Here is a 24,364-nt window from a genome sequence, read left to right as displayed (position 1 = left end):
GGAGGACCGATGAAGCCGCACACGAGCACCACCGGCTCCCCTCGCCGCAGGGCTGCCGTGGGAGTCATCGCCGTGACCCTCACGGTCGGGGCGGTCGCGAGCGCATGCGCGGGCGCAACCGACGACCGACAGCCCGCTGAGGTCACCGCGGGTGACGCCGCGCCTCAGGCGCCGGCGGACGACCCGACGGCGGCGGACGTCCTCGCGGGGGCGGACGAGTACACGCAGGAGCGGGCCGACGCGTTCTGGGGTGCGGGCTACTACATGGAGGACGCGGACGCGCTCGCCGATCTGTGGCACGTCGATCTCCTCGAGGCGAAGGGGCGGGCGGGGCAGCTGCTGCTCGACGGGCAGCCCGTGCCGGTCGCGCCGGGCTCGTCGCTCGACCTGACGGATCCCGACACCATCGCGGGGCTGCAGCTGGAGGCGTTCTGGGACGCCGGTTACACGGGGGACGACGGCACCGCGCTCGCGGCGCTGTGGCATGTGGACGTCTTCGAGGCCAAGGCCACCGCCGGCCAGATGCTCCTCGCGGGGCAGCCGCTCCCGATCGGCCCGAGCGGCACCCCGGTCTCCTGACCCGCAGGCGCTGCCGACCGACGGAGGCGCGACCGGCGTGGACCGGTCGAGCGGCGCTCAGCGACCCGCGGCGTCGAACGCGGGCGCGAACCGCAGCTCGCCGCTCGGCGAGGGGCCGGAGAAGGTGAAGTGCTGGACGACGACCCGGTCCAGTCCTCGGTGCGACAGCAGGCCGTTGGCCGTGAAGCCCATCCGGCCGTAGATGTTCGGATCACCGATCAGCGCACAGCCGCGCGCCTCGCGGTCCCGCAGCCGGCGCAGCCCCTCGGCCACGAGTGCCCGACCGACACCCCGCCGTTGCCGGTCGAGCCGGACGGAGATCGGCCCGAGCCCGAACCAGCCGTCGTGCGACCCATCGATCGTCACGGGCGAGAACGCGACGTGCCCGATGACGTCGCCCTCGTCCTCCGCCACGAGCGAGAGCGTCAAGTCGCCGGACGCCCGCAGCGACCGGACGATCGGCGCCTCGGAACCGTCGCTGAACCACTGCGGCTCGAAGGCGGCGATGGTCAGCCGATCGATGGCGTCGACATCGTCGGGGCGTTCGGGTCGGATCAGCACCGTCGTCTCCGGCTCGCGAGGCGCGCCCAGCTCGGGCGCCCATCGCAGCGTAGGACCGGGTGGCGCGGAGCCGAAGCGGATATGCGTCGGCGGGGCGCTGTCGCCACGCGGTGGTGGCCTACTCGATCACGTCGCCGTGCGCAGGGCGTCGTCGGAGGTCAGCAGGACGACGTGCCCGTCCGGGTCGTCGACCATCGCGGCGTACGGCCCGAACGTCTGCTCGGGTGACATCCGAAGCGCAGCGCGGTGGGCATGTCCCGCACGATCATCCCGACCATGCTCAGCTGGACCTCCACGGTCAGGCCTCGGGGACGACGGGAACGAGAGCGACCGCCTCGATCGAGACGAGCAGACCGCGGGGCAGGACCACGTTCGCGGGCGCCGACCGGGCCGGCGGCGGCGTCGGCATGTGGCGCGCGTAGACGGCGTTGAGCGCGGCGAAGTCGGCGACGTCCGCGTAGAAGATCGTCGTCTTGACCAGGTGCTCCATCGACGACCCGGCCGCCTCCAAGGTCGCCGCGATGTTGCGCAGCGCACGCTCCGTCTGCGCCTCGATCCCGTCGGCGACGGCCCCGGTCACCGGGTCGATCCCGGCGGTGCCGGAGACGAAGACGAACCCGCCCGCGACGATCGCCTGGCTGTAGGGTCCCAGCGCTGCCGGGGCATGGTCGGTGTGCACGGCCTGTCGGTTCATAGGGTCTGCCTACCACTGCCGGCCCCACCCGCCCCGGCCGGGATCTCCAGTTCAACCGCTCATCGGCCGATACGAACTGCACGATGACGCCCCCCTCCCGCACACCTCTCGCACGCGGCAACGTCGACGGCAGCCCGCGCGGTGACGGCACCGGGCTCGTCGTGGACCCCGCCGCGCCCATCCCGCAGATGGTGTTCGACGCCCTGTTCGCCACGTCGGTCGTCGGGGGCTGAGCGGAAGCCTGCTCGCGTTCGTCCCATGGCCAGACGCCGGACCCGGCTCATCGTGGGCGGCGCGGTTGCCCTGGCCTGGTTTACACGGCCCGGTTGGCGCTCTCCCTCACCTGAAGGGCGGGTCTTCCTGCCACGTGTCGTCGTCGAGGCGCTGCCATCGCTGGTGTGCCTCAGTTGCGGCTGGGGGTTCGGTGAGCCAGTACGTCTCGTCCGGGTTCCAGCCTGCCAGGACGGAGCTGGTGTCTTCTTCGACTGCAACTGGTCGACCGGCAGTCGTGAGGTAGCCGGTTGTGGTCACGTGGACGGCGTCGAACTCATCAGCCACGCGGACCCAGTCAGGGATCACCCAACGGTGGGCAGCACCGGTGGTGCGGAACCAGTCGTGACGCCGTGACGCGGTGACCTCGAGCGGGAAGCGGTGGCACAGCTCGGACCACGCGTCGGGCCCGTCCACCTCGTAGACGCTCGCCTCCGCCGGCGGGTCGATCGCTCGCACCGACGCCCGGTCCCAGTTGTAGCCGTCCTCCACCAACCACAGGCCGACCGGCCCGTGCGCGCCGAGGCGACGCGAGGTCCGCGTCAGCTCGCGTGGAGGCGTGGACCACCACGTCCCGCTCCAGGCAGCACCGGGGTCAACGGGTCGCTCCCGCTGCGCCCTGGCCTCCTCCTCGATGGTGCGGTCCCGCCAGCGAGACAGGATCACGGAGGCAGCCTGGACCGAGGGCTGCACCGGCGAGGCAGGGTCGTCGAAGACCACGCTCGCCTGCGTCGTGCGCTCGATCGGGGTCATCCACCACGCGGCCGAAACAGACGAAGCAACCGAGCCGGCGACCCGGGAGAGCGAGGCGCGCACCTGTGGGGTGGCGGCGAGCACGTCCTCGCCGTCAGGCTCCTGCCAGTACCGCGCACTGTCGACCGCTGCCCGCAACCCGACGAGCAGGACGTCGGCGTCGAGCCCGTCCAGAGGCATGGCATTCAGGAGCCGTGCGACGTCCGCGGGGGTGGGGCACGGATCCGCCTCGTCCGGTTCGTCGGCTGACGCTCGCAGGATCACCCGAGCGCTGCCGGCACCCGGATCGAGGTGGTACGCCGAGAACAGGGCAGCGCCGAGATACTCGTCCCCCTCTGGGGTCCTTGTTGCGCGAGCGAGGGCCGCCGCCATCTCCAGGCACAGACGTCGGCCACGTGGTCCGACCATCAGGTCGGCGCGCTCGATCACGAACCCACCGTAGAGCCCGCCAACTGCCCCGGACTGCCCTCCCCGTGAGCGGGGACGGCAACCGGGCTCCTGCCGGCTTGGCCGGCTACGAGCTCAGCGCGGCGCACACATCCGTCTCGGACCCGGCTGACGACAAGATCGTGAACTCGCCGTTGTCGTCGATGTAGACCACCCGGCCGTGATGCAGCGTGGTGGACGGCCCGCCAGGGTCGGTCGAGAACAGGATGATGACGAAGTTGCCCGTCGACACGACCAGGTCGGTGCCGTCCGGCAACGGGGTCACCCGTTGGTTGCTGCCCGTGGACGGCGTCGCGAAGACCGCGCCGGTGGCGGGGTTCGTGAACGTCAACGCCGATCCGCGACCCGTCGTGGTGATCACCTCACCGTTCGTGTGCGTGTTCACCAGCCCACCTGTGCCGGACACAGCGAACGGGAACTCACACCCCTCGCCCGCGGCGAACGGGATGGGGCCGAAGTCGTCGCCCCGTTCGGGAGCCGCGTTGGCGGGGACCGCCAGGCCGGCGAGCACAAAGGTCGCACCGGCGACCAGGGTCGAATGCAGGACACGAGAACGCAACGCACTCATCAGGGTTCCTCTCGCGGGATGGTCGCCGGCTTCATCGCCGACGGTCACCGCCCAAGGCGGTGGTGGCGGCACAGTGCACGCTCTGCGTGACTCGCCGCGTTGACGCCGCGAGACACCGGACATCCGCAGACCACGCGACCAACCCTCTGGTTGTTGCCGCTGTCGTCCTCCGAGCGTATCGCCACCGCGCTCCGAGGTCGGGGGAGAAGTCCGTGAGCTCGCCGGCCAGGGTGGTCGTGGATGGGCCGTCACCGGGAGCGCCGACCTCCTCGTGAGGTCGCAGCTAGCGTGGAGCGATGGCTACGGACCAGCGCCTGCTCACCTGGCTGCTCGACTCCGATCCCGCCCTCCGCTGGCAGGTGGAGCGGGATCTGGCGGGCGCCCCGCCCGAGACCTGGGAGGCGACTCGGGCCCGGGTCGCCACGGAGGGCTTCGGTGCCGAGCTGCTCTCGAAGCAGGACGTGGACGGTCAGTGGGCAGGTGGCGCGTACTTCCCCGCCGGGTTCTTCGGGAGTGCCGAAGCCGATCGTCCGGGCCAGCCGTGGACCGCGACGACCTGGGCGCTCAAGGACCTGCGTGAGTGGGGCCTCGACGCCTCCGTGCTGACCGGGACGGCCGAGAAGCTCGCGGCGAACAGTCGCTGGGAGTACGACGACCTGCCGTACTGGGGTGGCGAGGTCGACGTCTGCATCAACTCCTACACGCTGGCGACCGGGGCGTGGCTCGGCGCCGACGTCTCCGCCCTTGCCGCGTGGTTCCCCGCCCATCGCCTCGCCGACGGCGGCTGGAACTGCGAGGCCGAGGAGGGCCGTTCGACACGCTCCTCGTTCCACTCGACCCTCAATGCACTCCGCGGCACGCTCGCGTACGAGCGAATCACGGGCGACACCAGCGTCCGCTCAGCCCGGCACGCCGGCGAGGAGTACCTGCTCAGTCGGCACCTGCTGTACCGGGCGACCACGGGTTCGCCCGTCGGTGACTTCGTTGCGCAGTGCGTGTTCCCGAACCGGCACCGGTACAGCGCGCTCATGGCGCTCGATCACTTCCGCGACACCGCGCTGCTCGACGGGACACCTCCCGATCCGCGTCTCGCCGATGCCGTCAGTGTCGTGCGCGCCGCGCGCCAGCCGGACGGCACCTGGCTGCAGGGCGCTCCCTTGCCCGGCCGTACGTGGTTCGACGTCGACGTCCCCGAGGGTGAGTCGTCGCGGTGGCTCACTCTGATCGGAGCGCGCGCGCTCGACTGGTGGGACCAGGATCCGGCTCGAACCGCTGGAGGCGCGACGGGGCGGTAGTGGGCCGGTGAACCGGCCGTGGCCTGACTCCTCGTGGTCTTCATCGGGCTGACCCTCACGGATCCCGCCGAGCGGTGTGACCATGAGACATGGCCGTGCTTGAGGATGTCCGATCGCTGGGCACCGAGCTGGAGCGGTCCTATCCGGTCTACGTGCGCGGCCGGCTGAAGTTCCGCGTCAAGCAGATCGTCTACGTCGCGTTCTCTCTCGACGAGCGAGTCATGGGCTTCGCCTTCCCCAGGGAGGAGCGGGCAGCGCTCGTGGCGAGCGACCCCCGCAAGTTCCAGCTACCGGGGGAATCCGACCTGCGGTTCAACTGGGTGCAAGCCGACCTCGCGGCGCTTGATCCGGCCGAGGCGCGCGAGCTCGTCGTGGACGCGTGGCGCATGGTCGTCCCGCTGAAGGTCGCCCGCGTCTACGATCTCGCCCATCCCGCCGGTCCCGGCCGAGCCTGACCATGGGGACCGAAGTCGCGCCGACGTCCGGCCCGTGATCAGGATCGATGACCTCGATCGCGCGAGAACCTGCGCGTCACCACTCCCCGCCCTGCCGGTGACGCCCCATGCACGTTGCCGGATCGGCCGACAGTCAGCCAGTGCTGGTGCTGGTGCTCCCGGTAGCGACGGGGTGGCGACAGGATCGGCAGGTGGCGATGATCGCCGACGTGAAGAAGTTCATCCTGTTCGACCACGACGGCGTCCTGGTCGACACCGAGCACTGGTACTTCACGGCCGGCGAGCGGGCGCTGGCCGAGATCGGAGTGAGGCTGGACAAAGAGCAGTACCTGCTCGACATGGCTAGCGGCGCAGGGACGTGGGTCCAAGCGAAGGCTGCTGGGATCAGCGACGGCACCATCGACAGACTGCGCCGGATCCGGGACGGCTACTACCAGGAGTACCTGAGGACCGAGCCGATCGAGATCGACGGTGTGGTCGAGGCTCTCGCGGAACTGTCCCCATACGTGCGCATGGCGATCGTGACCACGTCCAAGCGTGAGGACTTCGAGCTGATCCATCGAGGCCGTCACATCCGGCAACACATGGACTTCGTTCTCGTTCGCGACGACTACGCCCGTGCCAAGCCGGACCCGGAGCCGTACGTCACGGCGCTGCAGAGGTTCGGGGCAGAGAAGCACGAAGCGCTGGTTGTCGAAGACTCGTCGAGAGGACTGCGCTCCGCCGTGGCGGCCGGCATCGACTGCGCCATCGTCGACAACACGTTCACGAGGTCGCAGGACTTCTCTCAGGCGACCTATCGGATCCACTCGCTGGCGGAGCTCAAAGGGGTCGTCCTCGGCTTGGCGTGACGAGCGGCGCATGCTCATCAGCCGGCTCGACGAGCCTTCGCGTAGCTCGCAGCCGCCCACACCCCGGGCGTGAGGGTCGTTGAACTCGCGGTCGAACTACGCCGTGTGCACGGGATCGCGGGCACCGTCAGGGCCGCGTCCGTACTGTCGGGGCATGGCAGAGCTTGGGTGCGTCACGTGGCCACCCGGACCGATCGAGACGGCTCGACTTCTGCTCCGCCCGCCGGAGGCGCGCGATCGCGCGGCATTCGTCGAGCTCTACGCATCACCCGAGGTCGGGACCTACACAGGCGGATCACGATCGCGTGAGGCGGTCGAACGCGCGCTGCCAGCGGCTCCGCACGGGCGACCCGGTCATTTCGTGATCGACCTCGACGGAGCGATGGTCGGGATCGTTCAGTTCGAACGCCGGGACGTCGACTACGAGGTTCGCCAGGCGGCCGGCCACGTGGACCTGGGGTACCTCCTTCTCCCGGAGGCATGGGGACGGCGATACGCCACCGAAGCCTGCGAAGCCGCACTCAGCTGGTTCGCTGGCGCACTGCCCGGTGAAGCCGTCGTACTCATCACCCAGACCGCGAACGTGCCGTCGATGCGCCTGGCAGGGAGGCTGGGGTTTGTCGAGGTCGAGCGGTTCGAGGCATACAACGCCGAGCAGTGGGTCGGTACGTGGACCCCAGCCGCAGCGACCGGCTGAGCTGTACCGACCAGAGCTCCATCGGAAGCAGCGCCCCTGCCACCGTCACCGGCACCGTGCCGCTCGAGTCGGGCAGCCTGTGGGAGTTCAGCACGATGACCATCACGATCACTCACCTCTGAGAGGCATGCAGCACGCCGCACGGAAGAGGTCGAACGGGTGTCGGGATGCGGCACAGACTGCCCGGCTGCGAGCGCATTGCTTTGACCGCGTCCCTCGCGATGAGCGTGTTCGGTCGAAGTACGCCGCGTCCGCCTGGCGGGCTCGCGCGCGGCCAGCTCCCCGACGTGGTCCGTGCCACCGAGGAGCGATGTTGCCGCAGGGTCACCAGGGGAGGTAGTAGGTGAGGAGGTCGGCGGTGAGCGGCGGGAACAGGGCACCGAAGAACTCGGCGTCGGGTGCGTAGACGTCCGGGTAGAGGCGCGCGAGGCCGTGGATGCCGAGCTGACCGAGGAGCAGCGCCGGAAGGTGGTCCGGGGCCACGCCCGCGCCCCGAGCGACGCCGGGCGCCTGCATGGGGCCGCCGACCTCCACCGGGCCGAGGCCGGCGTCCGGCGTCCACGGCAGCCGGTAGTGGCGGCCGAACGTCGAGATCACGACGTCCCGGCCGAGCCCGGCGGCGCGCAGGCGCGCCGTGAGCATCGGGCGCAGCGCGTCCAGCACCAGCTCGGGGCGCTCCAGCCGCGCGTAGTACTGCGTCGCGTCGGTCCCGCTGGGCTCGAGGAGGTCCGCCCAGGCCCGTCCCGGCGTGGTGAGCGGCCGGTGCACGATCGTCAGCGGCTCGCCGAGCCCGCGCAAGGCGTCGAGGAGGTCGTGCGCCGCCGCCGTGTCTGACGCGGCCGCCTCCGCGACGAGCAGCCCTTCGTCCGGGGGGCCCGTCCGCGCCGACGCGACGACGACACCGTCGCGCTCGAGGACCCGGGTCGTGCTGCCCTCGTGCGCGAGCAGCCAGCGCCAGCGCTCCTCCGGGTGCGGCATCGCCACGTCGTACGGCGCCTGGGCCGCCTCCTGCAGCGCGACGAGCGCCGGGATGTCGGCCGTCGTCGCCTCGCGGAGGGGGGATCCCGCCGCACGTTCGCGGGTCCCGGACCCGGGTCGCGGCGACTCGCGCAACGCTCGTGCCCTGGGGATGTCGATCGCGTACTCGTAGCCGAAGAGCCGGTAGAAGTACGGGATCCCGATCATGACTTGGAGCAGGTGCCCGCGGTCGCGCGAGCGGTCGTGCGCCCAGCTCATCAGGGCACGGACCAGGCCCTGGCCCTCGTACCCGGTGTCGGTGGCCACCAGCTCGACCTGACCCGCCGGGAGCACGACCTCACCGACCCGGACCGCCTCGTCGAGCAGCGTCGCGGTCGAGACCACGCGGTCGCCGTCCACGACGACGGCGCACGCGTCCCAGCCGAGCTCGCCCTCCACGACGAGCCGGTGGTCCAGCGCGTCCGGCTCCTCGCCGCGTTCGACGAGCAGCGTCCCGATCTGGTCGAGGTCGGACGGTCGGGCTGTGCGGAGCTCGAGCCCGCCGGGCATCGTCGTCATGGTCCGCAGCCTCGCCCTCTCCGGGTGCCGGGTCCAGCCGATTCTCGGACGTAGCCTCGACGAGGGCCGGCGCGCCCGCACCGGAGGTCCGCCCGTTCCGTGGGCCTTGCGTGGTGCGGAGGGCGCGATCCGCGACGACCTATCTGTCTCAGGCGGATCTGCCGGGAAATGATGCACCCGCTCGCACATGAGCTCGCCGCGGACGGGATTCCCGTCGCGGTGACGTGCCGGGTCCTCGTCCTCGCCCGACAGCCCTACGACCGCTCGCTAGGCCGCGGCCGACGTACTCGCCGACGACGACGCGCTCGGGTGGGTGGCCGGAGCTATCGACAGCATCGAGCCCTACGACTGGTCCGCACGCACGTCCATCGTGGCCTGGTGTGGCGAGCGCGGGAGAGGGATGCCGGTCACCGGTCACCCCGACCTCTGAGCACGCGAGCTGAAGGCACCGACGACCGGTGCGCCTCAGCACGTTGCTCACGTAGTGATCAGAGGCGGCGGTAGTCGGCGATGGGCCAGTGTCGAGATGCGCGACAGATTGGTCGCGCTCGTGCGGTGCACCTTGACCGAGCGGCTCCACGACTGAGCCCGCACGGTGCGGCGGGCCACCAGTCAGATGCGAGTCGGCCAGCACGTCGGGTGACGCTGCCGGACGGGACTGTGCTGCAGTAGGTACGTGGACGGTCCCGAGCTCGCCCGACAGTTCGCCCTCGGCGGTGGCGCGAGGCTGTCCGAGGGCCCGGTCGCGCGAGGCAAGCAGGGCGTGGTGTGGCGGCTGGACACGACGGAGGGCAGCTGGGCGGTGAAGGCGCCGTTCACCCCGTCGCAGGAGGACGAGGTGCGACTGTCGGCGGAGCTCCAGGAGGCGGCGTACCTCGCCGGCGTGCCCACGCCGCAGATCCGACGCACGACTGACGGGTTCGTGTTCGCGGACGTGGGAGGTCGACGGGTGAGGGTGTACGAGTGGGTCGACCTCGGAGCCCCGGACACCGGTCTCGACCCGGCGCTCGTGGGCGCGGTCGTCGCCCGTATCCACGGCGTGAAGATCGACGACCCCCGCCCGCTCCACCCGTGGTACCACGAACCCGTCGGCGCTGGCCGCTGGGACGAGGTGGTCGAGCAGGTGCGGGACGGCGGCGCACCGTTCGCGGGTCGGCTCGCCGCTCTGCGCGACGAGCTGGTCGCGCTCGAGTCCTGGATCGAGCCACCCGAAGCTGTGCAGGCGTGCCACCGCGACCTGTGGGCCGACAACGTGCTGCCCACGGCGGACGGTGGGCTGTGCGTCATCGACTGGGACAACAGCGGACCGGCAGATCCGAGCCAGGAGCTCGCGTGCGTGCTGTTTGAGTTCGGGCGCTCCGACCCGGGTCGAGCGCGCGCGCTGATCGGGGCCTACCAGGAGGCCGGCGGGCCGGGGCACGTCGGCCGGCCTGGGCACTTCTCGATGCTCATCGCCGCACTGGGGCACATCACCGAGATGGCGGCCACGGACTGGTTGCAGCCCAACCCTCGCTCCCCCGACCGCGCGGACTCGACCGCGCGGATCAGCGAGGTGCTGGGGGATCCACACACCCGCACGAGCCTTCGAGACCTGCTCGATGCGACCCGCGCCATGCCGCCCCGCCCGGGAACCGGAACCGAGGCTTCTGCCTAGCGGTTCCCTGGCCGTACAACGGACGCCTCGGCGACAGGACCGGACGAATCGGGTAGTCAGACTATCCAGGCCGCTTGGTCAAAGAACCCGGCTGTCGAGATGCGCGACAGGTTGATCGACGCTGAGCGCCGTTCCGGGCCACGCATCCCTGCCGCACGGCCTCTGGTCAGAGTCCGGAGCCGCATCGTGTCCACCCGCTCGCGCAGGTGCCCTGGTGGGTGAATCGCGTTCACGGGTCCGTTCATGTCGCCCACGGGGTGCGGGCGCAGATGCTCTCCAGGGTGTCGCTGGGGCTCACGACGACCGACTCGCAACCGGAGTCCTCCATGGCAACGACCGGCCCCCACACGGCGGACATCGCGCACGCCGCTCGCAGGACGGCGTGCGGGTGCGGCTTGGAGAAGGAGATGGCCTCGACAAGCCCGTCGGCGGGCAACGGTCGTTCGTAGGCGGCGCGGATCTCCGCCGGAGTGCCCTCGGGGACCTTGGCGCCGTGCAGGTGGAGAGACACGCCACCCATGTCGACCTCCGGTCGTGGTTCGTCAGCCGATTCGGCCTCGAACATCGCGGACGACTCACCCTCGTCGAGGGTGAACCACGCATCGCCCTGGCAGCCCGCGTCACGGAGAACACGAAGAACGTGACGCACCGTCGGCGCTGGGCGCCCGGCTGGTGGGACCGCGGGCATCGGACCGACCACGACTCCCGTGAGCCAGTCCCAGCTCTCGACGGTGTCAAAGAAGGACAGTGGAAACACCGACGCTCCCCAGCCCATCCATCTCTCCTTCGTGCAGTCCGACTCGCCAACCTAGTTGCTCCGGCCGCGGCCACCGGGTGGCCGGCGATGCACTTCTGGAATCAGCGGGTGCCGGCTGGCCTGTCGCGGGGGCGGCCACCACTGGGGGCGGCGGCGGTGGTGGCGGCGGCGGGTGTCGAGATGCACGGCGGCTTGCCCGTGGCCGCGCGTCATACATGGACCGGCGGCCGGTCTCATTGATGTCGCGGAAGGTGAGTCGCCTCGGTGGCTCTCTCTGATCGGCGCACGCGCACTCGCATGGTGGGACCAGGATCTGGTTGGAACATAGTCAGTCTGTCGACGCCGCTGAGAAGGGGTACTTCACCGGCCCTTGCCATGCCCCAGCTGGACGCCCGCCCGGCACCTTGACCTCGAGGTTGCTGTACGCAGTGCCTAACTCCCTGATGAACATGCTGACGTGCATGTTCTTCTTCGCGAGACTCGCGACGAGTCGGCGCTTGACTTGCTCGCCGCTCCCGCGCAACGCGTCGCCCTTGATCGCCCCCTCATCCAGCCAGTCGCTGGACAGCCAAAGGTTCGGGATCGACGCGAAATCGAACTCCGCGAACCACTTGCAGTTCTTCAGGTACTGCTGATCCGAGGCGAGGACTCCGTCGATACACAGCACGAAGAAGGTATTGCCGATGTTGCCGTATTTGTTCCAGTCCTTGTCGCCGGTGTGGCCGTTCTTCTTCTTCGCGCTCTTGTCCGGCGGATCGACGGCCAGGGAGACGGTTGAGCGGACTGATGCGAATCCCGGCTCAGCATCGCTCTCGTCGCCATGCAGCTTCGCCTTACCGCTCGGGGTGTAGTGCCGCAGCGTCCACCTGGCTTTGTAGGCCGGAAATTCCTTCATGCGGTCGTCCTGCTCCGGGACGTCCTTGATCGCGGTCTTCTTCAGGAACATCGCATCGACGACGTGCTCGCGCACAGCCTGCTGCAGGGCATAGACGAACCTCGGGTTATTGAGATCGCCCTCGTCGTACTGCTGCAATGTGAGCGCCTCGACAAAGTCCTCCTGACTCGGGGAGTGCGCCTGGTAGAGCGCATCGACCCACACTGCGACCTCGGAATACAAGCCGTTGGCCACCCGAACGATCGGCTTGGTCGCCAGGGCCGGCTCGGAGGATGCCGCAGTGGACTCCGACGCCGCCGACTGCGCACTCGAGATGATCTGCTCGACGGGCTTGGGCATGGTGCGAGACTTCGACACTGTGGGGGTCACTGGACTGGATGCGCGCTTCTCAAGGTCGGCCTCGATGTCGTCCAGAGTCATCTTCTGCGGCGACGACAAATATTCGCTCACCACCTTGATCGTCAGCGCGCCAGCGTGCCGGGGGAATCGAACCCGCAACTTCTTCGCGGCAGTCATGACGTCGATATCGGCCGGATACTCGGCATCGTCGATGGTCCGGCGAATCGTCGGCGACGATTCCGCGGCCCGCCTGCGAAGCGCGGAGAGCGTCTGACCCGCCGACCGCTTCGGGACGACGGGGACGCGCGGGGAGCCGAATGCCAATCCGGCCATTGCCACGCCGCGGCCCGACGACTCGGGCGACGCCTCGACCGCGTCATCCGTCTCCCGGAACGCGCGGAGGCCGTGGATCGGAGCGGACTTGCGTAGAAGTTCGGACACGGCGGGTCCTCGCAATGATGATCCAACCCGGATGGCGGGCCCCGTCGAACAGCGGAGTAACGGGTGATCCGTCCTGCTCCAACACACGGACCCTACTGCGGAGCTGTCGCGCTGAGAAGGCTGCCGGGTACTCCGCGCGACCGCAGCAACGGCCAGTTTGTTAGGACTTCGTATCTCGTGCTTCGTGCACGGATCTTCGACGTAGGCAGCATCTCGACAATCTCGACAGCTGCTCCAGCAAATGTCGAGATGCACGACAGGTTGACCGACGCTGAGCGTCGTACTTTGACTGGCTGGAAGGTTTTCCGGTCTCGCGGGCAAGGTACGCCGCGGCCGGTACCGCGTCTTGGCGGCAACCTCGGCGGTACGAGCGATCAGCGTCGCGCTGCTCGGCGGTCCAGTGCGTCACGGTGCCCTCCTGTGGTTCGAGGTCAGTGGTCGATCGAGGCCATGTTGGCCTCGTCGTGCCGCTCACCGGCGGCGGGCTCGAGGTTGTCGAGGCGGTGCAGCTGTGCCGGGGTCAGGTCGATGGCGTCGGCGGCGGTGTTCTCTTCAACGCGGGACACGCGGCGGGTGCCGGGGATCGGGGCGATGTCCTCGCCGCGGCTGAGCAGCCAGGCCAGCGCGGTCTGTGCGGGCGTGGCGCCGTTCTCGGCGCCGATGGCCCGGACCTCGTCGACGATCGCGAGGTTGCGCGCGAAGTTCTCGCCGGTGAAGCGGGGGTTGGTCTTGCGCCAGTCGTCGTCGGCGAAGTCGGCCACGGTGCGGATCTGCCCGGTGAGCAGGCCGTGGCCAAGCGGGGAGTAGGGCACGAACCCGATGCCGAGCTCACGCAACAGCGGCAGGATCTCTGCCTCGACGTCCCGTGTCCACAGCGAGTACTCGGTCTGCAGAGCGGTGAGCGGGTGCACGGCGTGCGCGCGGCGGATGGTGTCCGCACCCGCCTCGGACAGGCCGATGTATCGGATCTTGCCCTCGGTGACGAGCTCGGCCAGCGCCCCGACGGTGTCTTCGATGGGCGTGGCCGGGTCGACGCGGTGCTGGTAGTACAGGTCGATGTGGTCGGTGCCCAGCCGGCGCAGGGAGCCCTCGACGGCGGCCCGCACGTTGGCAGGACTGCTGTCGGTCACGCCGGGGACCGGCTCGCCGCCCGTGTGCTGGACGAGCCCGAACTTGGTCGCGATGACGACCTCGTCGCGTCGGCCCCGGACAGCCGTCCCGACGACCTCTTCGCTGTGGAACGGTCCGTAGATCTCGGCGGTGTCGATGTGGGTGACGCCCAGGTCCAGCGCGCGGTGGATCGTGCGGATCGACTCGGTGTCGTCCAGGGCGCCTTCGCTGGTGTACGTGCCGGCCATCGTCATGGCGCCCAGCCCGATGCGGGAGACCTCGAGGTCTGCCAGGTGTGCGGTCTTCATGAAGGTGACTCCTTGTCGTGAGGTTCAGGCCGAGCGGTACGGGCCATGCAACCCGCCACGAGAGAGGCGAAGAAGTCACTGCTGGAAGGTGTACCGACAGCCCACCCCGGGGCCGATCGGCCGGTCGTACGGTGGCGAAGTGGACAACCGCGACGAGATCAAGGACTTCCTGCGCACCCGTCGAGCCCGGCTCACCCCAGAGGACGCCGGCCTGACCGCGTTCGCCAGCAACCGGCGGGTGCCCGGGCTCAAGCGCGGCGAGGTCGCCGACCTGGCCGGGGTCAGCGTCGAGTACTACGCCCAGCTCGAACGCGGCAACCTGGCCGGGGTCTCCGACAGCGTCCTGGACGCCCTGGGACGCGCCCTGCAGCTCGACGAAGCCGAACGCACCCACCTGGCCGACCTCGCCCGCGCCGCTGGTCCGGCGACCCGGCAGCGCCGCAGGCCGGCGCCCGGTCAGATCCGCCCCGGGGTGCAGCGCCTGCTCGACCTCATCGGCGACGCCGTCCCGGTCATCGTGAACAACGGCCGCCTCGACCTGGTGGCCGCCAACACCCTCGGCCGCTCCCTGTTCTCACCGGTGTACGCCACACCCCACCCGGTCGGCAGCCCCGCCAACCACGCCCGGTTCACCTTCCTTGACGACCGCGCCCGCGACTTCTGGATCGACTGGGAACGCGCCGCCGACGACTCTGTCTCCCAGCTGCGCACCGAAGCCGGGCGGGACCCCTACGACCGGGCGCTGACTGACCTGGTCGGCGAGCTCAGCACCCAGAGCCCACCGTTCCGCACCCGCTGGGCCGCGCACGATGTCCGCCTGCACCGCACCGGACGCAAGCACGTCCGCCACCCCGTCGTCGGCGAGCTCCACCTCGATTTCGAGGTCCTCGACCTGCCCGCCGACCCCGGCCTGACTCTCATCACCTTCACCAGCCCGGCAGGCTCGCCCGACGAAGACGCCATCCGCATGCTGGCCAGCTGGGCAGCGACCACTACCGAGACCGCACCGAGCACGCGTCGTCCGTAGCCACGTTCAGAGCGTGACTGGCCGTACGACTGAGCTTGCACGCAAAGTACACGTGGGCCGTACGGACGACGCGTCGCTGACGTCAGCGGTTCTTGACGAATACCACGCCGCCGCCGCGGCGGCTCATCTGGGCGGCTGGCAACCGTGGCAGGTGTGGCCGCGGAGGGACCCCGAGGATGACGTCGATGTCGCTATACGCACGTACGCGGGCAGGCTCGCGGCGTCGTCGTTCTCGATGGCGGCAGCCCGACTGTCCACATCCCGCACCTAATCGTTTGTGCCGATCACACGTCACACGAGCCCCGTGCCAAACTGGGCAGATCCCGCCGTGTTAGCGCTCACATTGGCGGGACCTCATTGCCCAGGGTCGTCACCGACCCCGAACACGTCAGTACCCGGTGCGCCCGGGTCCCTGTCCGCCGGCAGCCAGCGGGGACACGAGGCACACATCGACCGACAATGACGATCGGACAATCATGCAGAGCTCTCAACGATGGCGCCGGATCTGGCCGGCGGTGCTGGCCGCGGCCACGCTGATCACAGCGGGAACAGTCGCCGACGCACCCGTAGCGTCCGCCGCGACCGCGTGCCGCGTGGACTACGTCATCTCATCGCAGTGGTCCAGCGGTTTCGGTGCCAACGTCACGATCACCAACCTGGGTGACGCAGTCAGCAGCTGGCGGCTCACCTGGAGCTTCTCCGCTGGTCAGACCGTGACCCAGGCCTGGAACACGAGCCTCACCCAGAGCGGCTCGACGGTGTCCGCGAGCAACGCGTCGTACAACGGCTCGCTCGGCACCGGGGCGTCGACGCAGTTCGGCTTCAACGGCAGCCTGACCGGCTCCAACCCCGCGCCGACGTCCTTCGCCCTCAACGGGACCGCCTGCAACGGGCCGGTGAGCACGCCGACCCCGACCCCCACACGGACCGCGACCCCGACCCCCACGCCGACCCCCACACGGACCGCGACGCCGAGTCCGACGCCCACGGCCGCGGCCGCGGACATCACGGTGAACACGAGCCGCAAGTACCAGACGATCGACGGCTTCGGTGCCGCCGTCTCCATCTGGGGCGGCGCCTGGTCGACCACCGACACCCAGACCCTGGTCGGGATGGGCGACAACCAGCTCGGCCTCTCGATCGTGCGTACCGGGATCTCGCCGGTGTCGGGCGAGTGGGGCGCCCAGGTCAGTGCGCTGAAGACGGCGAAGGCCTACGGCTCCGAGGTGAAGATCCTTGCCTCACCGTGGACGGCGCCGGCGGCGTGGAAGTCGAACAACAGCCGGATCAACGGCGGCACCCTGCTGACCTCCCGCTACGGGGACTACGCGAACCACCTGAACAGCTACGTCCAGTACATGCGGAACCAGGGCGTGACGATCGACGTGACGTCGGTCCAGAACGAGCCCGACTGGCACCCGGCCTACGACTCGATGGCGTGGACGGGCGACACGATGCGCAACTTCGTGCGCGACTACGGTGCGAACATCACGAACACGAAGCTCCTCGTCGCCGAGTCGCTGGGTACGAACCGGTCCTACTCCGACCCCACGCTCAACGACGCGACCGCCCGCAACAACATCGGGTACGTAGGCGGCCACATCTACGGCCAGGAGAACGGACCGAACCTCTCGGCGTACCCGCTCGCCGCGCAGTACGGCAAGAACCAGTGGATGACCGAGTGGAACTTCCACGAGGCCGACGGCAACGGTTCGAACATCTGGGGCGACCCGTCCAACCTCGCCGCGTGGAACGAGACCCTCGACAAGATCATGCCCTCGGTGAACCGGACGATGGAGTCGAACTGGAGCGCCTACATCTGGTGGTACGGACGGCGCTACTACTCCTTCATCGGCGATGGTGAGTCGGCGTTCGGGACGACGGGCGGCTCCGTCCTCAAGCGCGGTTGGGCGTTCTCGCAGTACTCCAAGTACGTCCGTCCGGGCTACCAGCGCATCGGCGTGACGGAGAGCTCGAAGGCGTCGCCCCTGGACGTCACGGCCTACCAGGGCGACGGCAAGATCACCCTCGTCATCCTCAACCGCACGACCAACGCCGTGAACGGCGCCGTCATCCAGGCGCCCGAGGGCATCACGTCCGCGTTGCAGACCATGACGTCGCGCTACTCCAGCCGCGCCGGTCAGACGACGAGCGTCAACGGGAGCCAGGTGACGGTCTCCGTGCCGGCCCGGAGCATCTCCACCGTCGTGATCACTCTCTGAGGTGCCGCCGGGCATCTGAGGTGTCACGACACGTCAGATGCCCGGCGGCGTAGTTCCCGTCAACCGGTGAAGGACTTCGCCACCTCGCGTTGGGGTGGGAGACGGCCGGTCGAGCTCCGCAGCCGCTGAGTCGACCTGCAGGCTGCGCCGTGGTGCGACCGGCGGCCCATGCTGACCGCGGCCGAGCGTCGGACTCTGACCGGGGCCGCCATCGACCGATTTCCAGTCAGTGTGCGCAGTCCGCCCAGTGCGCCGGACGCGGGATCGTCCCGCGGCACGCGTCCCCGCGCCCCCCGTGCCGTGGGGCGTGCAACCGTTCACCGTGCCGGCCGCGTCTGAGGGGTATGAAGGAACGGAGAGCACCCCATGAGATCTGACGAGGACTTCCGGGCGTGGGCCGCGCAGCGCCGCCAGTCGCTGGTCCGCACCGCAACCCTGCTCACGGCCGGCGACCCGCACACGGCGGAGGACGTGGTCCAGACCGCGATGACCAAGCTGTACCTCGCATGGCCGCGCCTGTGCGACGTACGGGACCGCGACGCGTACGCCCGCCGCGTCCTGGTCAACGCGTTCACCGACGAGATGCGCACGAGCCGGCGCAAGCGAGAGGACCTCCGATCGGAGCTGCCCGACCGGGCCGTCGGGACCGGGGCCGTCGACGACGACTCCCGGCTGCTGTTCGCGGCACTCGGCGAGCTGCCGGACCGGATGCGGGCGACGGTGGTGCTGCGCTATTTCCACGACCTGAGCGTCGCCGACACCGCGAAGGCGCTGCGGTGCACCCAGGGGACGGTCAAGAGCCAGACGGCGCGAGCGCTCGAGAAGCTCAAGCTCCGGCTCGGACCGGCCCTGCGCGACGACCGGGGTCCGCGCCCGGACCACACCGGCCGGCCGCAAGGCGACACCGCCCCGATCCCCTCGACCCACACCACCCTCACCGCTGGGAGACTGTCATGAGCGACCTGACCACCCTGATGTCCCGCGCGACCGCCACCGTCGACGCGACGCCCGCCGCGGTGCTCGACGACGACGTGAACCGCGGGCAGCGCGCCCGCCGTCGCCGCACGCGCCTGGTCGGCACCGGCGTTGCGGCCGTCCTCGCGGCCGCGGTCGCGGTCGGCGCGCCGCTCACCTCGACCACCCCGTCGGCCGCCGCGGCCGAGCTCGTCGCCTACACGGCCGAGCAGCCCGCGGGGTTCACGATCGCGGCGGTCCCCGAGGGCTGGCACGTGCTGTCCTCCGACCGGAGCAGCCTGGTGCTCGCCGACAGCGACGACGACGGCTCGGACCCGAACAGCTTCGAGGGTCGGATCGTCGCAAGCCTCGTCGGTTCGGAGTCGCTGCCGGGCGGCGACCTCGAGGCGCAGACCTTCGCGGTCGGCGGTCAGGAGGTGCTCGTGTACGAGATGCTCGACGCGGACGGCGAGCCCGGCGGGACCCTCGGGGTGTTCGTGCCCGAGGGCGACGGGGACTACCTCTCGGTCCAGCTCCCCCCCGAGCTCCACTGGACGGGCGAGGTCGCCGCACGGTTCGTCGACGGGCTCGACGTCACCGACGAGGCGGGCCACACGGTCGGCTGACCACTGAGCGGTGGTGCGGCGCGGCGGCGCGAGCCCGCGCCGCACCACCGGCTCAGTCCGGGTTGCAGCGCGCCCCCAGGACCGTGAGCGAGCCGGCACCCGACGAGCGCCGCCGATCCTCTTCGACCCGCAAGCCGACTAGGAGAAGATCGCGACCGCGATAGCCGTGCATGGCACCAGGAGGGCGAGCTCGGTGGGCCACCCGGCGACCACCCGTGCCGGCGTCGTGGCTCGACGGGTGACCTGCAACGACAGACGCAGGTGGAGCGCGCCCGAGCACAAGCCGAAGAACAGCATCGCGAACCAGGGTGCCGGCGAGGCGCGGTCCGGCCACTGCTCGTCGACGAGCCACAGGAGGACGGCGGTCACGGCGAGCAGCGGATAGCCGGCACGCAGCCATGCCTCGAACGCGCGGCCGTGGACCTCGTCCGGAGCGATCGACGGGTCTGCGCGCCAGAACGAGACCATTCCTGCAGCCTGCGCGCCCGCTCCCCGCGAGGTGCGTCGACGGGGAGCAGCGCACACACGAGGATCGTGGCGACCACGCTCGTCAGGCCCGAGGCACTCCGCCCCGATCCCGCGTCGCCCACAGCTCGCGAGGTGCTCGCGCCTTGAACCGACGTGCTCCGTCGTCGACGGGCACCGAGTCCCACGAGGACCTCCGCTCGCTGCCGACGTCCGCGGCTGACGTGAATGTAGCGGCCGGGGCGGCTCCACGTCTCCGATCACCGCGCGTCCCGACTGAGTCCCTCGAGCCCACGAAACCCTTCTCCACTCGCGGTCGTCGTGACCGTGCGCCATGATCCGGGTGCTTTCGAATCACCGGAAGCATCACACCCTCCGGCAGGCTCGCCGGACCCCTTCCCTTGGAGTGCCCATGCTCGCGCTCGTCGCTGCCGCGATCTTCGCCCTCGCCCTGCTCCTCGACCTCCTCGAGGCGAACCTCGGGGACGCCTTCACCCCACAGACGCTGATGTTTGCCGGTCTGTTCTTCCTCGCGCTGCACCTGGGAGGAGTCGGCGGCTCGTCGCCGGTGAACGGCGGCTGGCGGGGGCGTGGGGGGAGCTCCCGCCGGCGGTAGAGGCTCGTACCACCCGCTCCCGTCATCACGCCGGAATGCACCAAGAGGTCACGACGCGCTCCGCGAGTTCGTGGCCTCTTGGTGTCGAGGTGCACGACACAGTGGCCGCGCTCGAGCGGCGCACTTTGACCGGAGGGCTTCACACTGAGCCGGCGGCAAAGTAGGGGATGGCGTGTTGATCAGACGGTCCGTCGGGCGGCCTCGGGGAGCACCTAGGATCACGCCGTGGACGAGTTCGTGGCGGCCAAGGTTCAGCCGTTCTACCTGAAGATGATGGGGCTCAACGCGACGTCCGCGGACCCTGCATCGCTGGCTGCGGTCCGGGCCGCCGCATCGGGCGTGACGCTGGAGCAGGTCCTGCGGCTGCTCCACGACTCCTGGCGTGAGCGCGTGATGGGTGCCTGGTACTCGTTGACGTTTCCTCACGAGCAGGTCGGTGACGGGCTCGCCCAGAGCATGCGGACCTCCGCCGGGAGCTTGACGGCGCCGGCGCTCGCCACCGCGTGCGTGGTTCTTGGCGCGTCTGCGGCTCCGGCTCTGCGGGCGTACATAGCAAACGCCCCCGCGGATGGATCGCCAGGTTTCGTCTCAGCAGCACTCGAGCACGTCGGCGGGGAACCCGTACTGCGGGCCCAGCAGCAGGACCGCGACGCGCTCAGCGGCATGCTCGCAGTCGCCCGCGTCCTGGGTGAGCCCGACCCGCCCTCGTGATACGTCTGGCAACCGCCGGCGGTCTCGGCCGAGTCGCCCGCGACGCGCGGCCGACTCCTGCACGTCACAAGGGGAGGAGTCTCGCCCGCAAGGAGCTGATCACAGGCCCCTCCCTGTCCTGGTTGGTGCAGCCCGGGAACCCGCCCAGGTCGAGGGCCAGACGGACGTAGTCGACGAACGACATCTCCTCAGCGGCGACGATGCGGCCGACCGCGCCGGAGTCGGGGAGGACGATGCCGTAGGGCGGTCCGCCGCTCACGTTGTCCTTGTGCAGCGCGTCGGGCGACACGGGGAGCTGGAACGGCTCGCCGTCGGAGTACTCCTCCCACGCCTCTCGCTCGCCCACGAGGTACGCGCGCATGTCGTCCCCCGGGCACCGCGTGCCCTCGATCTCCAGGACGAAGGGGTCGGCCGCGGACGCGTCGGGCCACCGCGGGTGCGTCCCGACCAGCCAGACGTCGCCGACGACCCGCACCCACGACGAGACCGTCATCGGGACTGGGCCGAACGTCGCCTCCAGCCACCGCACGTGCTCCTCGGCGCTCGAGCTCGGCGGGGTCCAGGGCACCACGGGCGTCTGAGTGTCGTCGTTCACCTGGAAGCGGTAGCCCTGATCGGCCAGCCGCTGGATGATGCGGTCCAGGTTGATCCGCACCCGCCGGGCCCACTCGTCGCACACCTCTTGCGCTTCCCCCGCGTATGCAGGTTCGCGGACGCGGTCGCCGAGCCTGCCCAGCTCACGCCAGACCCCGTGGTGATCCCCAGCGCCGTAGCGCGCCAGCCAGTCCGGGCGTGAGCTCATGCCGCAGATCATCCCGCCTCTGGCTCGGTGGCCATATGACTGTCGAGATGTACGACGGATTGGCCGCGGCTGAGCGTCGTACCTTGACCGGTCGGCTGGTCCCAGCCCGGCTGGTCAAGTCCGGCGTCGGCCGGAATTCTTGCGACCATGGGCCCGTGCCAGCCATGAGCCCCGTGCGGAGCAAGCTCGTCTTCCTCGACATCGACGGCACCTACGCGGTGCACGGAGTGGTGCCACCGGGTCACGAAGACGCCGTGCGCCGGGTGAGGGCGGCCGGCCACCGCGTCTTCCTGTGCACCGGCCGCTCCAAGGCGCTGCTGCCGACCGGCATCCTCGACGTCGGCTTCGACGGCCTGGTCGCCTCGGCAGGGTGCTATGTCGAGGTCGACGGGAACCTGCTCATGGATCGCCGCTTCCCTGGTGACCTGGCCCGACGGGTGGTGTCGCTCCTGGTCGAGCACGACGCGGCGTTCGTCCTCGAAGCGCCGGAGGCGCTGTACGGACCGCCCGGCGTAGACGACCGGTTGAGGGCGCTGCTCGGACCAGGGGGCGGCCAGGAGCAGCATGGCGCCGACGACTTCCTCCGCGCGCTCCGGATGCTCGAGGACCTCTCGGAAGTCTCGTTCGCCAAGGTCACCTACCTGGCGGCAACGGCACCGTGGACCGAGCTGCTGAGCTCGCTGGGGCCGAGGGTGGGATTCGTGCCCAGCTCGATCGTCGAGGCCCACGACTTTGCCGGCGAGCTGTACCTGATCGACGTCCACAAGGCCCTCGGGATCGAGCTGGTCCAACGACACCTCGCGGCTGAGCGAAGCGATGTCATCGCGTTCGGAGACGGCATCAACGACCTGGAGATGCTGGAGTACGCCGGGGTTGGCGTCGCGATCGAAGGGTCGGACGACAGGGTCATGGCGGTCGCGGACGCGTTCGCACGGGGCCCTCACGTCGAGGGACTCGTCGCGTCGTTCGACGACCTGGGTCTGTACCGACCAGGGCACACCCGGCTCGATCCGGAACCGGGACATATCGCGTAGTTGAACCACCGGGTCGGTTAGTCCGAGAACCTTGCACTTCGACAGCCGCGCCAGTCGGGTAGTTAAACTTGGAGACCCGAATAGTCAAAGTATCTCGACGTCTCGACATCTCGACAGCAGACAACGAGCGTCAGGCCTGCATGTCCACGAAGCGCGAGTAATGCCCCTGGAATGCCACGACGAGCGTGTCGGTCGGTCCGTTTCGGTGCTTGGCCACGATCACGTCGGCCTCGCCGGCGCGGGGTGACTCCTTCTCGTAGGCGTCCTCGCGGTGCAGCAGGATGACGATGTCGGCGTCCTGCTCGATCGATCCCGACTCACGCAGGTCGCTCATCTGCGGCCGCTTGTCGGTGCGCTGCTCGGCGCCACGATTCAGCTGCGAGATGGCGATGACGGGGACCTCGAGCTCCTTGGCCAGCAGCTTGAGCGCTCGGGAGAACTCGGAGACCTCCTGCTGACGGGACTCGACGCGCTTCCCGGAGGACATCAGCTGCAGGTAGTCGATGACCACGAGCTTGAGGTCGTGCTTCTGCTTGAGCCGCCGGCACTTGGCGCGGATCTCCATCAGCGACATGTTCGGCGAGTCGTCGATGAAGAGCGGCGCCTCGGAGATCTTGCCCATGGTTGCGGCGATCTTGGCCCAGTCGTCCTCGCCCATCTGGCCGTTCCGCAGCTTCTGCAGGTGCACGCGCGCCTCGGCGGAGAGCAGACGCATCGTGATCTCGTTGCGGCTCATCTCGAGCGAGAACACGACGGACGTCATGTTGTGCTTGATCGACGCCGATCGTGCAATATCAATTCCCATGGTTGATTTGCCAATTGCGGGCCTCGCAGCCAGAACAATCATTTGCCCGGGGTGCAGTCCATTGGTCAATCTATCCAGGTCCGAGAACCCCGTCGGGACGCCGATCATGCCCTCGCCGCGGTGGCCGGCGGCCTCGATCTCGTCGACCGCGCCGCCGATGATGTCGCCGAGGATCAGGTAGTCCTCCGACGACCGGCGCTCGGTGACGGCGTAGACCTCGGCCTGCGCGTTGTTCACGATCTCGTCGACGTCCCCGCCGTCGGTGCCGTAGCCGAGCTGGACGATGCGGGTGCCGGCCTCGACGAGCTTGCGGAGGACCGACCGCTCGCGCACGATCCGCGCGTAGTAGCCGGCGTTCGCGGCGGTGGGGACCGACGAGATGAGGGTGTGCAGGTAGGGCGCGCCGCCGATGCGCTGGATCTCGCCGCGCTTGGTCAGCTCGTCCGCGACCGTGATGGCGTCGGCCGGTTCGCCGCGGCCGTAGAGGTCGATGATCGCGTCGTACACGACCTCGTGCGCCGGGCGGTAGAAGTCGGTCCCGCGGATCTGCTCGACGACGTCGGCGATCGCGTCCTTGGAGATCATCATGCCGCCGAGCACGCTGCGCTCGGCGTCGAGGTCCTGCGGCGGGGTGCGGTCGTAGCCGCCGCCACCGCGGTTGGTCCCGGACGGCGCGCCGTACTCGAGGTCCTCGATCGTCACTTGATCCCCATCGTCGTCATCCGAACACATGTTCCATGGGGGGTCTGACATCCGCGCCCAGACGAGTTCCCAGGCGCAGCATCGGGTCCTCGCACTCGCGACGTTAGGCGTCCGCGGGGCCGTCGTCCAAACGCGTCGGAACGCCCTGTGGGCAACCTTCGGACTTCTGTGGAGCGAGCCCTCACCTACT

General features: G+C 69.7%; 25 protein-coding genes. 14 read left to right on the top strand and 11 right to left on the bottom strand.

Going from position 1 to position 24,364, the window contains the following annotated elements; genetic code table 11:
* Positions 1-9: 9 nt before the first annotated feature.
* Positions 10-579 (top strand): hypothetical protein, encoded by a 570-nt coding sequence (locus J2X26_RS04690; RefSeq protein ID WP_307490219.1) that lies wholly within the window; start codon positions 10-12, stop codon positions 577-579.
* Positions 580-636: 57 nt separating this feature from the next.
* Here the strand turns inward: J2X26_RS04690 and J2X26_RS04685 are convergent, their stop codons facing one another.
* Both J2X26_RS04685 and J2X26_RS04680 read right to left on the bottom strand, forming a co-directional pair.
* Positions 637-1,140 carry a GNAT family N-acetyltransferase gene (locus tag J2X26_RS04685; protein ID WP_307490218.1) on the bottom strand — a complete coding sequence of 168 codons (504 nt, stop codon included), beginning with the start codon at positions 1,138-1,140 and terminating at the stop codon, positions 637-639.
* 298 nt (positions 1,141-1,438) lie between these two features.
* A complete protein-coding gene (locus tag J2X26_RS04680) occupies positions 1,439-1,834 on the bottom strand; it encodes a Rid family detoxifying hydrolase (RefSeq protein WP_307490216.1) in 396 nt (131 codons plus the stop codon).
* A gap of 83 nt (positions 1,835-1,917) precedes the next feature.
* On the opposite strand from J2X26_RS04680, the gene J2X26_RS04675 reads away from it, so the two are divergent.
* Positions 1,918-2,067, top strand: a complete 150-nt coding sequence (locus tag J2X26_RS04675; RefSeq protein WP_307490215.1) for a hypothetical protein — start codon at positions 1,918-1,920, stop codon at positions 2,065-2,067.
* Positions 2,068-2,173: 106 nt separating this feature from the next.
* On the opposite strand, the gene J2X26_RS04670 is transcribed toward J2X26_RS04675, so the two are convergent.
* Together J2X26_RS04670 and J2X26_RS04665 are read right to left on the bottom strand one after the other, a co-directional pair.
* A complete protein-coding gene (locus J2X26_RS04670) occupies positions 2,174-3,037 on the bottom strand; it encodes a hypothetical protein (protein ID WP_307490213.1) in 864 nt (287 codons plus the stop codon).
* Between the two features lie 334 nt (positions 3,038-3,371).
* Positions 3,372-3,872, bottom strand: coding sequence for a hypothetical protein (locus J2X26_RS04665; RefSeq protein WP_307490212.1), 501 nt, complete (start codon positions 3,870-3,872; stop codon positions 3,372-3,374).
* Positions 3,873-4,168: 296 nt separating this feature from the next.
* On the opposite strand from J2X26_RS04665, the gene J2X26_RS04660 reads away from it, so the two are divergent.
* The 4 genes from J2X26_RS04660 to J2X26_RS04645 all read left to right on the top strand — a co-directional run bounded on the left by J2X26_RS04660 (position 4,169) and on the right by J2X26_RS04645 (position 7,170).
* A complete protein-coding gene (locus J2X26_RS04660; protein ID WP_307490210.1) occupies positions 4,169-5,167 on the top strand; it encodes a squalene cyclase in 999 nt (332 codons plus the stop codon).
* 89 nt (positions 5,168-5,256) lie between these two features.
* Positions 5,257-5,622 carry a hypothetical protein gene (locus J2X26_RS04655; protein WP_307490209.1) on the top strand — a complete coding sequence of 122 codons (366 nt, stop codon included), beginning with the start codon at positions 5,257-5,259 and terminating at the stop codon, positions 5,620-5,622.
* Positions 5,623-5,819: 197 nt separating this feature from the next.
* Entirely contained in the window at positions 5,820-6,473 is a 654-nt protein-coding gene (locus J2X26_RS04650) for an HAD family hydrolase (protein ID WP_307490711.1), read from the top strand.
* A gap of 154 nt (positions 6,474-6,627) precedes the next feature.
* Positions 6,628-7,170 carry a GNAT family N-acetyltransferase gene (locus J2X26_RS04645; RefSeq protein WP_307490208.1) on the top strand — a complete coding sequence of 181 codons (543 nt, stop codon included), beginning with the start codon at positions 6,628-6,630 and terminating at the stop codon, positions 7,168-7,170.
* Between the two features lie 324 nt (positions 7,171-7,494).
* Here the strand turns inward: J2X26_RS04645 and J2X26_RS04640 are convergent, their stop codons facing one another.
* The gene (locus J2X26_RS04640) at positions 7,495-8,706 is read right to left on the bottom strand and encodes a GNAT family N-acetyltransferase (protein WP_307490206.1); all 1,212 of its coding nucleotides are present in this window, start codon (positions 8,704-8,706) and stop codon (positions 7,495-7,497) included.
* Between the two features lie 676 nt (positions 8,707-9,382).
* On the opposite strand from J2X26_RS04640, the gene J2X26_RS04635 reads away from it, so the two are divergent.
* Positions 9,383-10,360, top strand: coding sequence for a phosphotransferase enzyme family protein (locus J2X26_RS04635; protein WP_307490204.1), 978 nt, complete (start codon positions 9,383-9,385; stop codon positions 10,358-10,360).
* A gap of 241 nt (positions 10,361-10,601) precedes the next feature.
* Here J2X26_RS04635 and J2X26_RS04630 read toward each other — a convergent pair whose 3' ends face one another.
* The 3 genes from J2X26_RS04630 to J2X26_RS04620 all read right to left on the bottom strand — a co-directional run bounded on the left by J2X26_RS04630 (position 10,602) and on the right by J2X26_RS04620 (position 14,210).
* Positions 10,602-10,880, bottom strand: coding sequence for a hypothetical protein (locus J2X26_RS04630; protein WP_307490203.1), 279 nt, complete (start codon positions 10,878-10,880; stop codon positions 10,602-10,604).
* 565 nt (positions 10,881-11,445) lie between these two features.
* Entirely contained in the window at positions 11,446-12,792 is a 1,347-nt protein-coding gene (locus tag J2X26_RS04625) for a hypothetical protein (RefSeq protein ID WP_307490202.1), read from the bottom strand.
* A gap of 431 nt (positions 12,793-13,223) precedes the next feature.
* Entirely contained in the window at positions 13,224-14,210 is a 987-nt protein-coding gene (locus J2X26_RS04620; RefSeq protein WP_307490200.1) for an aldo/keto reductase, read from the bottom strand.
* A gap of 139 nt (positions 14,211-14,349) precedes the next feature.
* Between J2X26_RS04620 and J2X26_RS04615 the strand changes: the two genes are divergently transcribed.
* The 4 genes from J2X26_RS04615 (at position 14,350) to J2X26_RS04600 (ending at position 19,039) form a co-directional block, all read left to right on the top strand.
* On the top strand, positions 14,350-15,237 hold the full coding sequence (locus tag J2X26_RS04615; protein ID WP_307490198.1) for a helix-turn-helix transcriptional regulator: 888 nt from the start codon (positions 14,350-14,352) through the stop codon (positions 15,235-15,237).
* A 476-nt stretch (positions 15,238-15,713) separates the two neighbouring features.
* The gene (locus J2X26_RS04610) at positions 15,714-17,459 is read left to right on the top strand and encodes a cellulose binding domain-containing protein (protein WP_307490197.1); all 1,746 of its coding nucleotides are present in this window, start codon (positions 15,714-15,716) and stop codon (positions 17,457-17,459) included.
* A 366-nt stretch (positions 17,460-17,825) separates the two neighbouring features.
* Complete coding sequence (locus J2X26_RS04605; RefSeq protein ID WP_307490196.1) at positions 17,826-18,416, top strand: SigE family RNA polymerase sigma factor; 591 nt, start codon at positions 17,826-17,828, stop codon at positions 18,414-18,416.
* Positions 18,413-19,039, top strand: a complete 627-nt coding sequence (locus J2X26_RS04600) for a hypothetical protein (RefSeq protein WP_307490195.1) — start codon at positions 18,413-18,415, stop codon at positions 19,037-19,039. Before J2X26_RS04605 ends, J2X26_RS04600 begins: the two co-directional genes overlap by 4 nt.
* A 138-nt stretch (positions 19,040-19,177) precedes the next feature.
* On the opposite strand, the gene J2X26_RS04595 is transcribed toward J2X26_RS04600, so the two are convergent.
* A complete protein-coding gene (locus J2X26_RS04595) occupies positions 19,178-19,507 on the bottom strand; it encodes a hypothetical protein (protein ID WP_307490194.1) in 330 nt (109 codons plus the stop codon).
* A gap of 409 nt (positions 19,508-19,916) precedes the next feature.
* Here J2X26_RS04595 and J2X26_RS04590 point away from each other — a divergent pair, with 409 nt between their 5' ends.
* Positions 19,917-20,120 (top strand): hypothetical protein, encoded by a 204-nt coding sequence (locus tag J2X26_RS04590; protein ID WP_307490192.1) that lies wholly within the window; start codon positions 19,917-19,919, stop codon positions 20,118-20,120.
* A 225-nt stretch (positions 20,121-20,345) separates the two neighbouring features.
* Positions 20,346-20,831: a hypothetical protein gene (locus tag J2X26_RS04585; RefSeq protein WP_307490190.1), complete on the top strand. Its 486-nt coding sequence runs from the start codon at positions 20,346-20,348 to the stop codon at positions 20,829-20,831.
* A 64-nt stretch (positions 20,832-20,895) separates the two neighbouring features.
* Here the strand turns inward: J2X26_RS04585 and J2X26_RS04580 are convergent, their stop codons facing one another.
* Positions 20,896-21,633, bottom strand: a complete 738-nt coding sequence (locus tag J2X26_RS04580) for a hypothetical protein (RefSeq protein ID WP_307490188.1) — start codon at positions 21,631-21,633, stop codon at positions 20,896-20,898.
* Between the two features lie 164 nt (positions 21,634-21,797).
* Between J2X26_RS04580 and J2X26_RS04575 the strand changes: the two genes are divergently transcribed.
* On the top strand, positions 21,798-22,667 hold the full coding sequence (locus J2X26_RS04575) for an HAD hydrolase family protein (protein WP_307490709.1): 870 nt from the start codon (positions 21,798-21,800) through the stop codon (positions 22,665-22,667).
* Between the two features lie 130 nt (positions 22,668-22,797).
* Here J2X26_RS04575 and dnaB read toward each other — a convergent pair whose 3' ends face one another.
* A complete protein-coding gene (gene dnaB / locus J2X26_RS04570; RefSeq protein WP_055915964.1) occupies positions 22,798-24,174 on the bottom strand; it encodes a replicative DNA helicase in 1,377 nt (458 codons plus the stop codon).
* Positions 24,175-24,364: the final 190 nt, after the last annotated feature.

It is taken from the genome of Cellulomonas humilata, assembly GCF_030814415.1.
In the GTDB taxonomy this organism is placed as follows: domain Bacteria; phylum Actinomycetota; class Actinomycetes; order Actinomycetales; family Cellulomonadaceae; genus Cellulomonas; species Cellulomonas humilata_A.
The sequence above is the reverse complement of the archived record's forward strand: the minus strand, read 5'-3'. Positions and strand labels throughout refer to the sequence as shown.

Excerpts from the sequence above, each read along its gene's own strand:
- J2X26_RS04690 (WP_307490219.1), top strand. The coding sequence starts at position 10 with ATGAAGCCGCACACGAGCACCACCGGCTCCCCTCGCCGCAGGGCTGCC.
- J2X26_RS04680 (WP_307490216.1), bottom strand. The coding sequence starts at position 1,834 with ATGAACCGACAGGCCGTGCACACCGACCATGCCCCGGCAGCGCTGGGA.
- J2X26_RS04675 (WP_307490215.1), top strand. The coding sequence starts at position 1,918 with ATGACGCCCCCCTCCCGCACACCTCTCGCACGCGGCAACGTCGACGGC.
- J2X26_RS04670 (WP_307490213.1), bottom strand. The coding sequence starts at position 3,037 with ATGCCTCTGGACGGGCTCGACGCCGACGTCCTGCTCGTCGGGTTGCGG.
- J2X26_RS04665 (WP_307490212.1), bottom strand. The coding sequence starts at position 3,872 with ATGAGTGCGTTGCGTTCTCGTGTCCTGCATTCGACCCTGGTCGCCGGT.
- J2X26_RS04660 (WP_307490210.1), top strand. The coding sequence starts at position 4,169 with ATGGCTACGGACCAGCGCCTGCTCACCTGGCTGCTCGACTCCGATCCC.
- J2X26_RS04655 (WP_307490209.1), top strand. The coding sequence starts at position 5,257 with ATGGCCGTGCTTGAGGATGTCCGATCGCTGGGCACCGAGCTGGAGCGG.
- J2X26_RS04650 (WP_307490711.1), top strand. The coding sequence starts at position 5,820 with ATGATCGCCGACGTGAAGAAGTTCATCCTGTTCGACCACGACGGCGTC.
- J2X26_RS04645 (WP_307490208.1), top strand. The coding sequence starts at position 6,628 with ATGGCAGAGCTTGGGTGCGTCACGTGGCCACCCGGACCGATCGAGACG.
- J2X26_RS04640 (WP_307490206.1), bottom strand. The coding sequence starts at position 8,706 with ATGACGACGATGCCCGGCGGGCTCGAGCTCCGCACAGCCCGACCGTCC.
- J2X26_RS04630 (WP_307490203.1), bottom strand. The coding sequence starts at position 10,880 with ATGGGTGGCGTGTCTCTCCACCTGCACGGCGCCAAGGTCCCCGAGGGC.
- J2X26_RS04620 (WP_307490200.1), bottom strand. The coding sequence starts at position 14,210 with ATGAAGACCGCACACCTGGCAGACCTCGAGGTCTCCCGCATCGGGCTG.
- J2X26_RS04610 (WP_307490197.1), top strand. The coding sequence starts at position 15,714 with ATGCAGAGCTCTCAACGATGGCGCCGGATCTGGCCGGCGGTGCTGGCC.
- J2X26_RS04605 (WP_307490196.1), top strand. The coding sequence starts at position 17,826 with ATGAGATCTGACGAGGACTTCCGGGCGTGGGCCGCGCAGCGCCGCCAG.
- J2X26_RS04600 (WP_307490195.1), top strand. The coding sequence starts at position 18,413 with ATGAGCGACCTGACCACCCTGATGTCCCGCGCGACCGCCACCGTCGAC.
- J2X26_RS04595 (WP_307490194.1), bottom strand. The coding sequence starts at position 19,507 with ATGGTCTCGTTCTGGCGCGCAGACCCGTCGATCGCTCCGGACGAGGTC.
- J2X26_RS04590 (WP_307490192.1), top strand. The coding sequence starts at position 19,917 with ATGCTCGCGCTCGTCGCTGCCGCGATCTTCGCCCTCGCCCTGCTCCTC.
- J2X26_RS04580 (WP_307490188.1), bottom strand. The coding sequence starts at position 21,633 with ATGAGCTCACGCCCGGACTGGCTGGCGCGCTACGGCGCTGGGGATCAC.
- J2X26_RS04575 (WP_307490709.1), top strand. The coding sequence starts at position 21,798 with ATGAGCCCCGTGCGGAGCAAGCTCGTCTTCCTCGACATCGACGGCACC.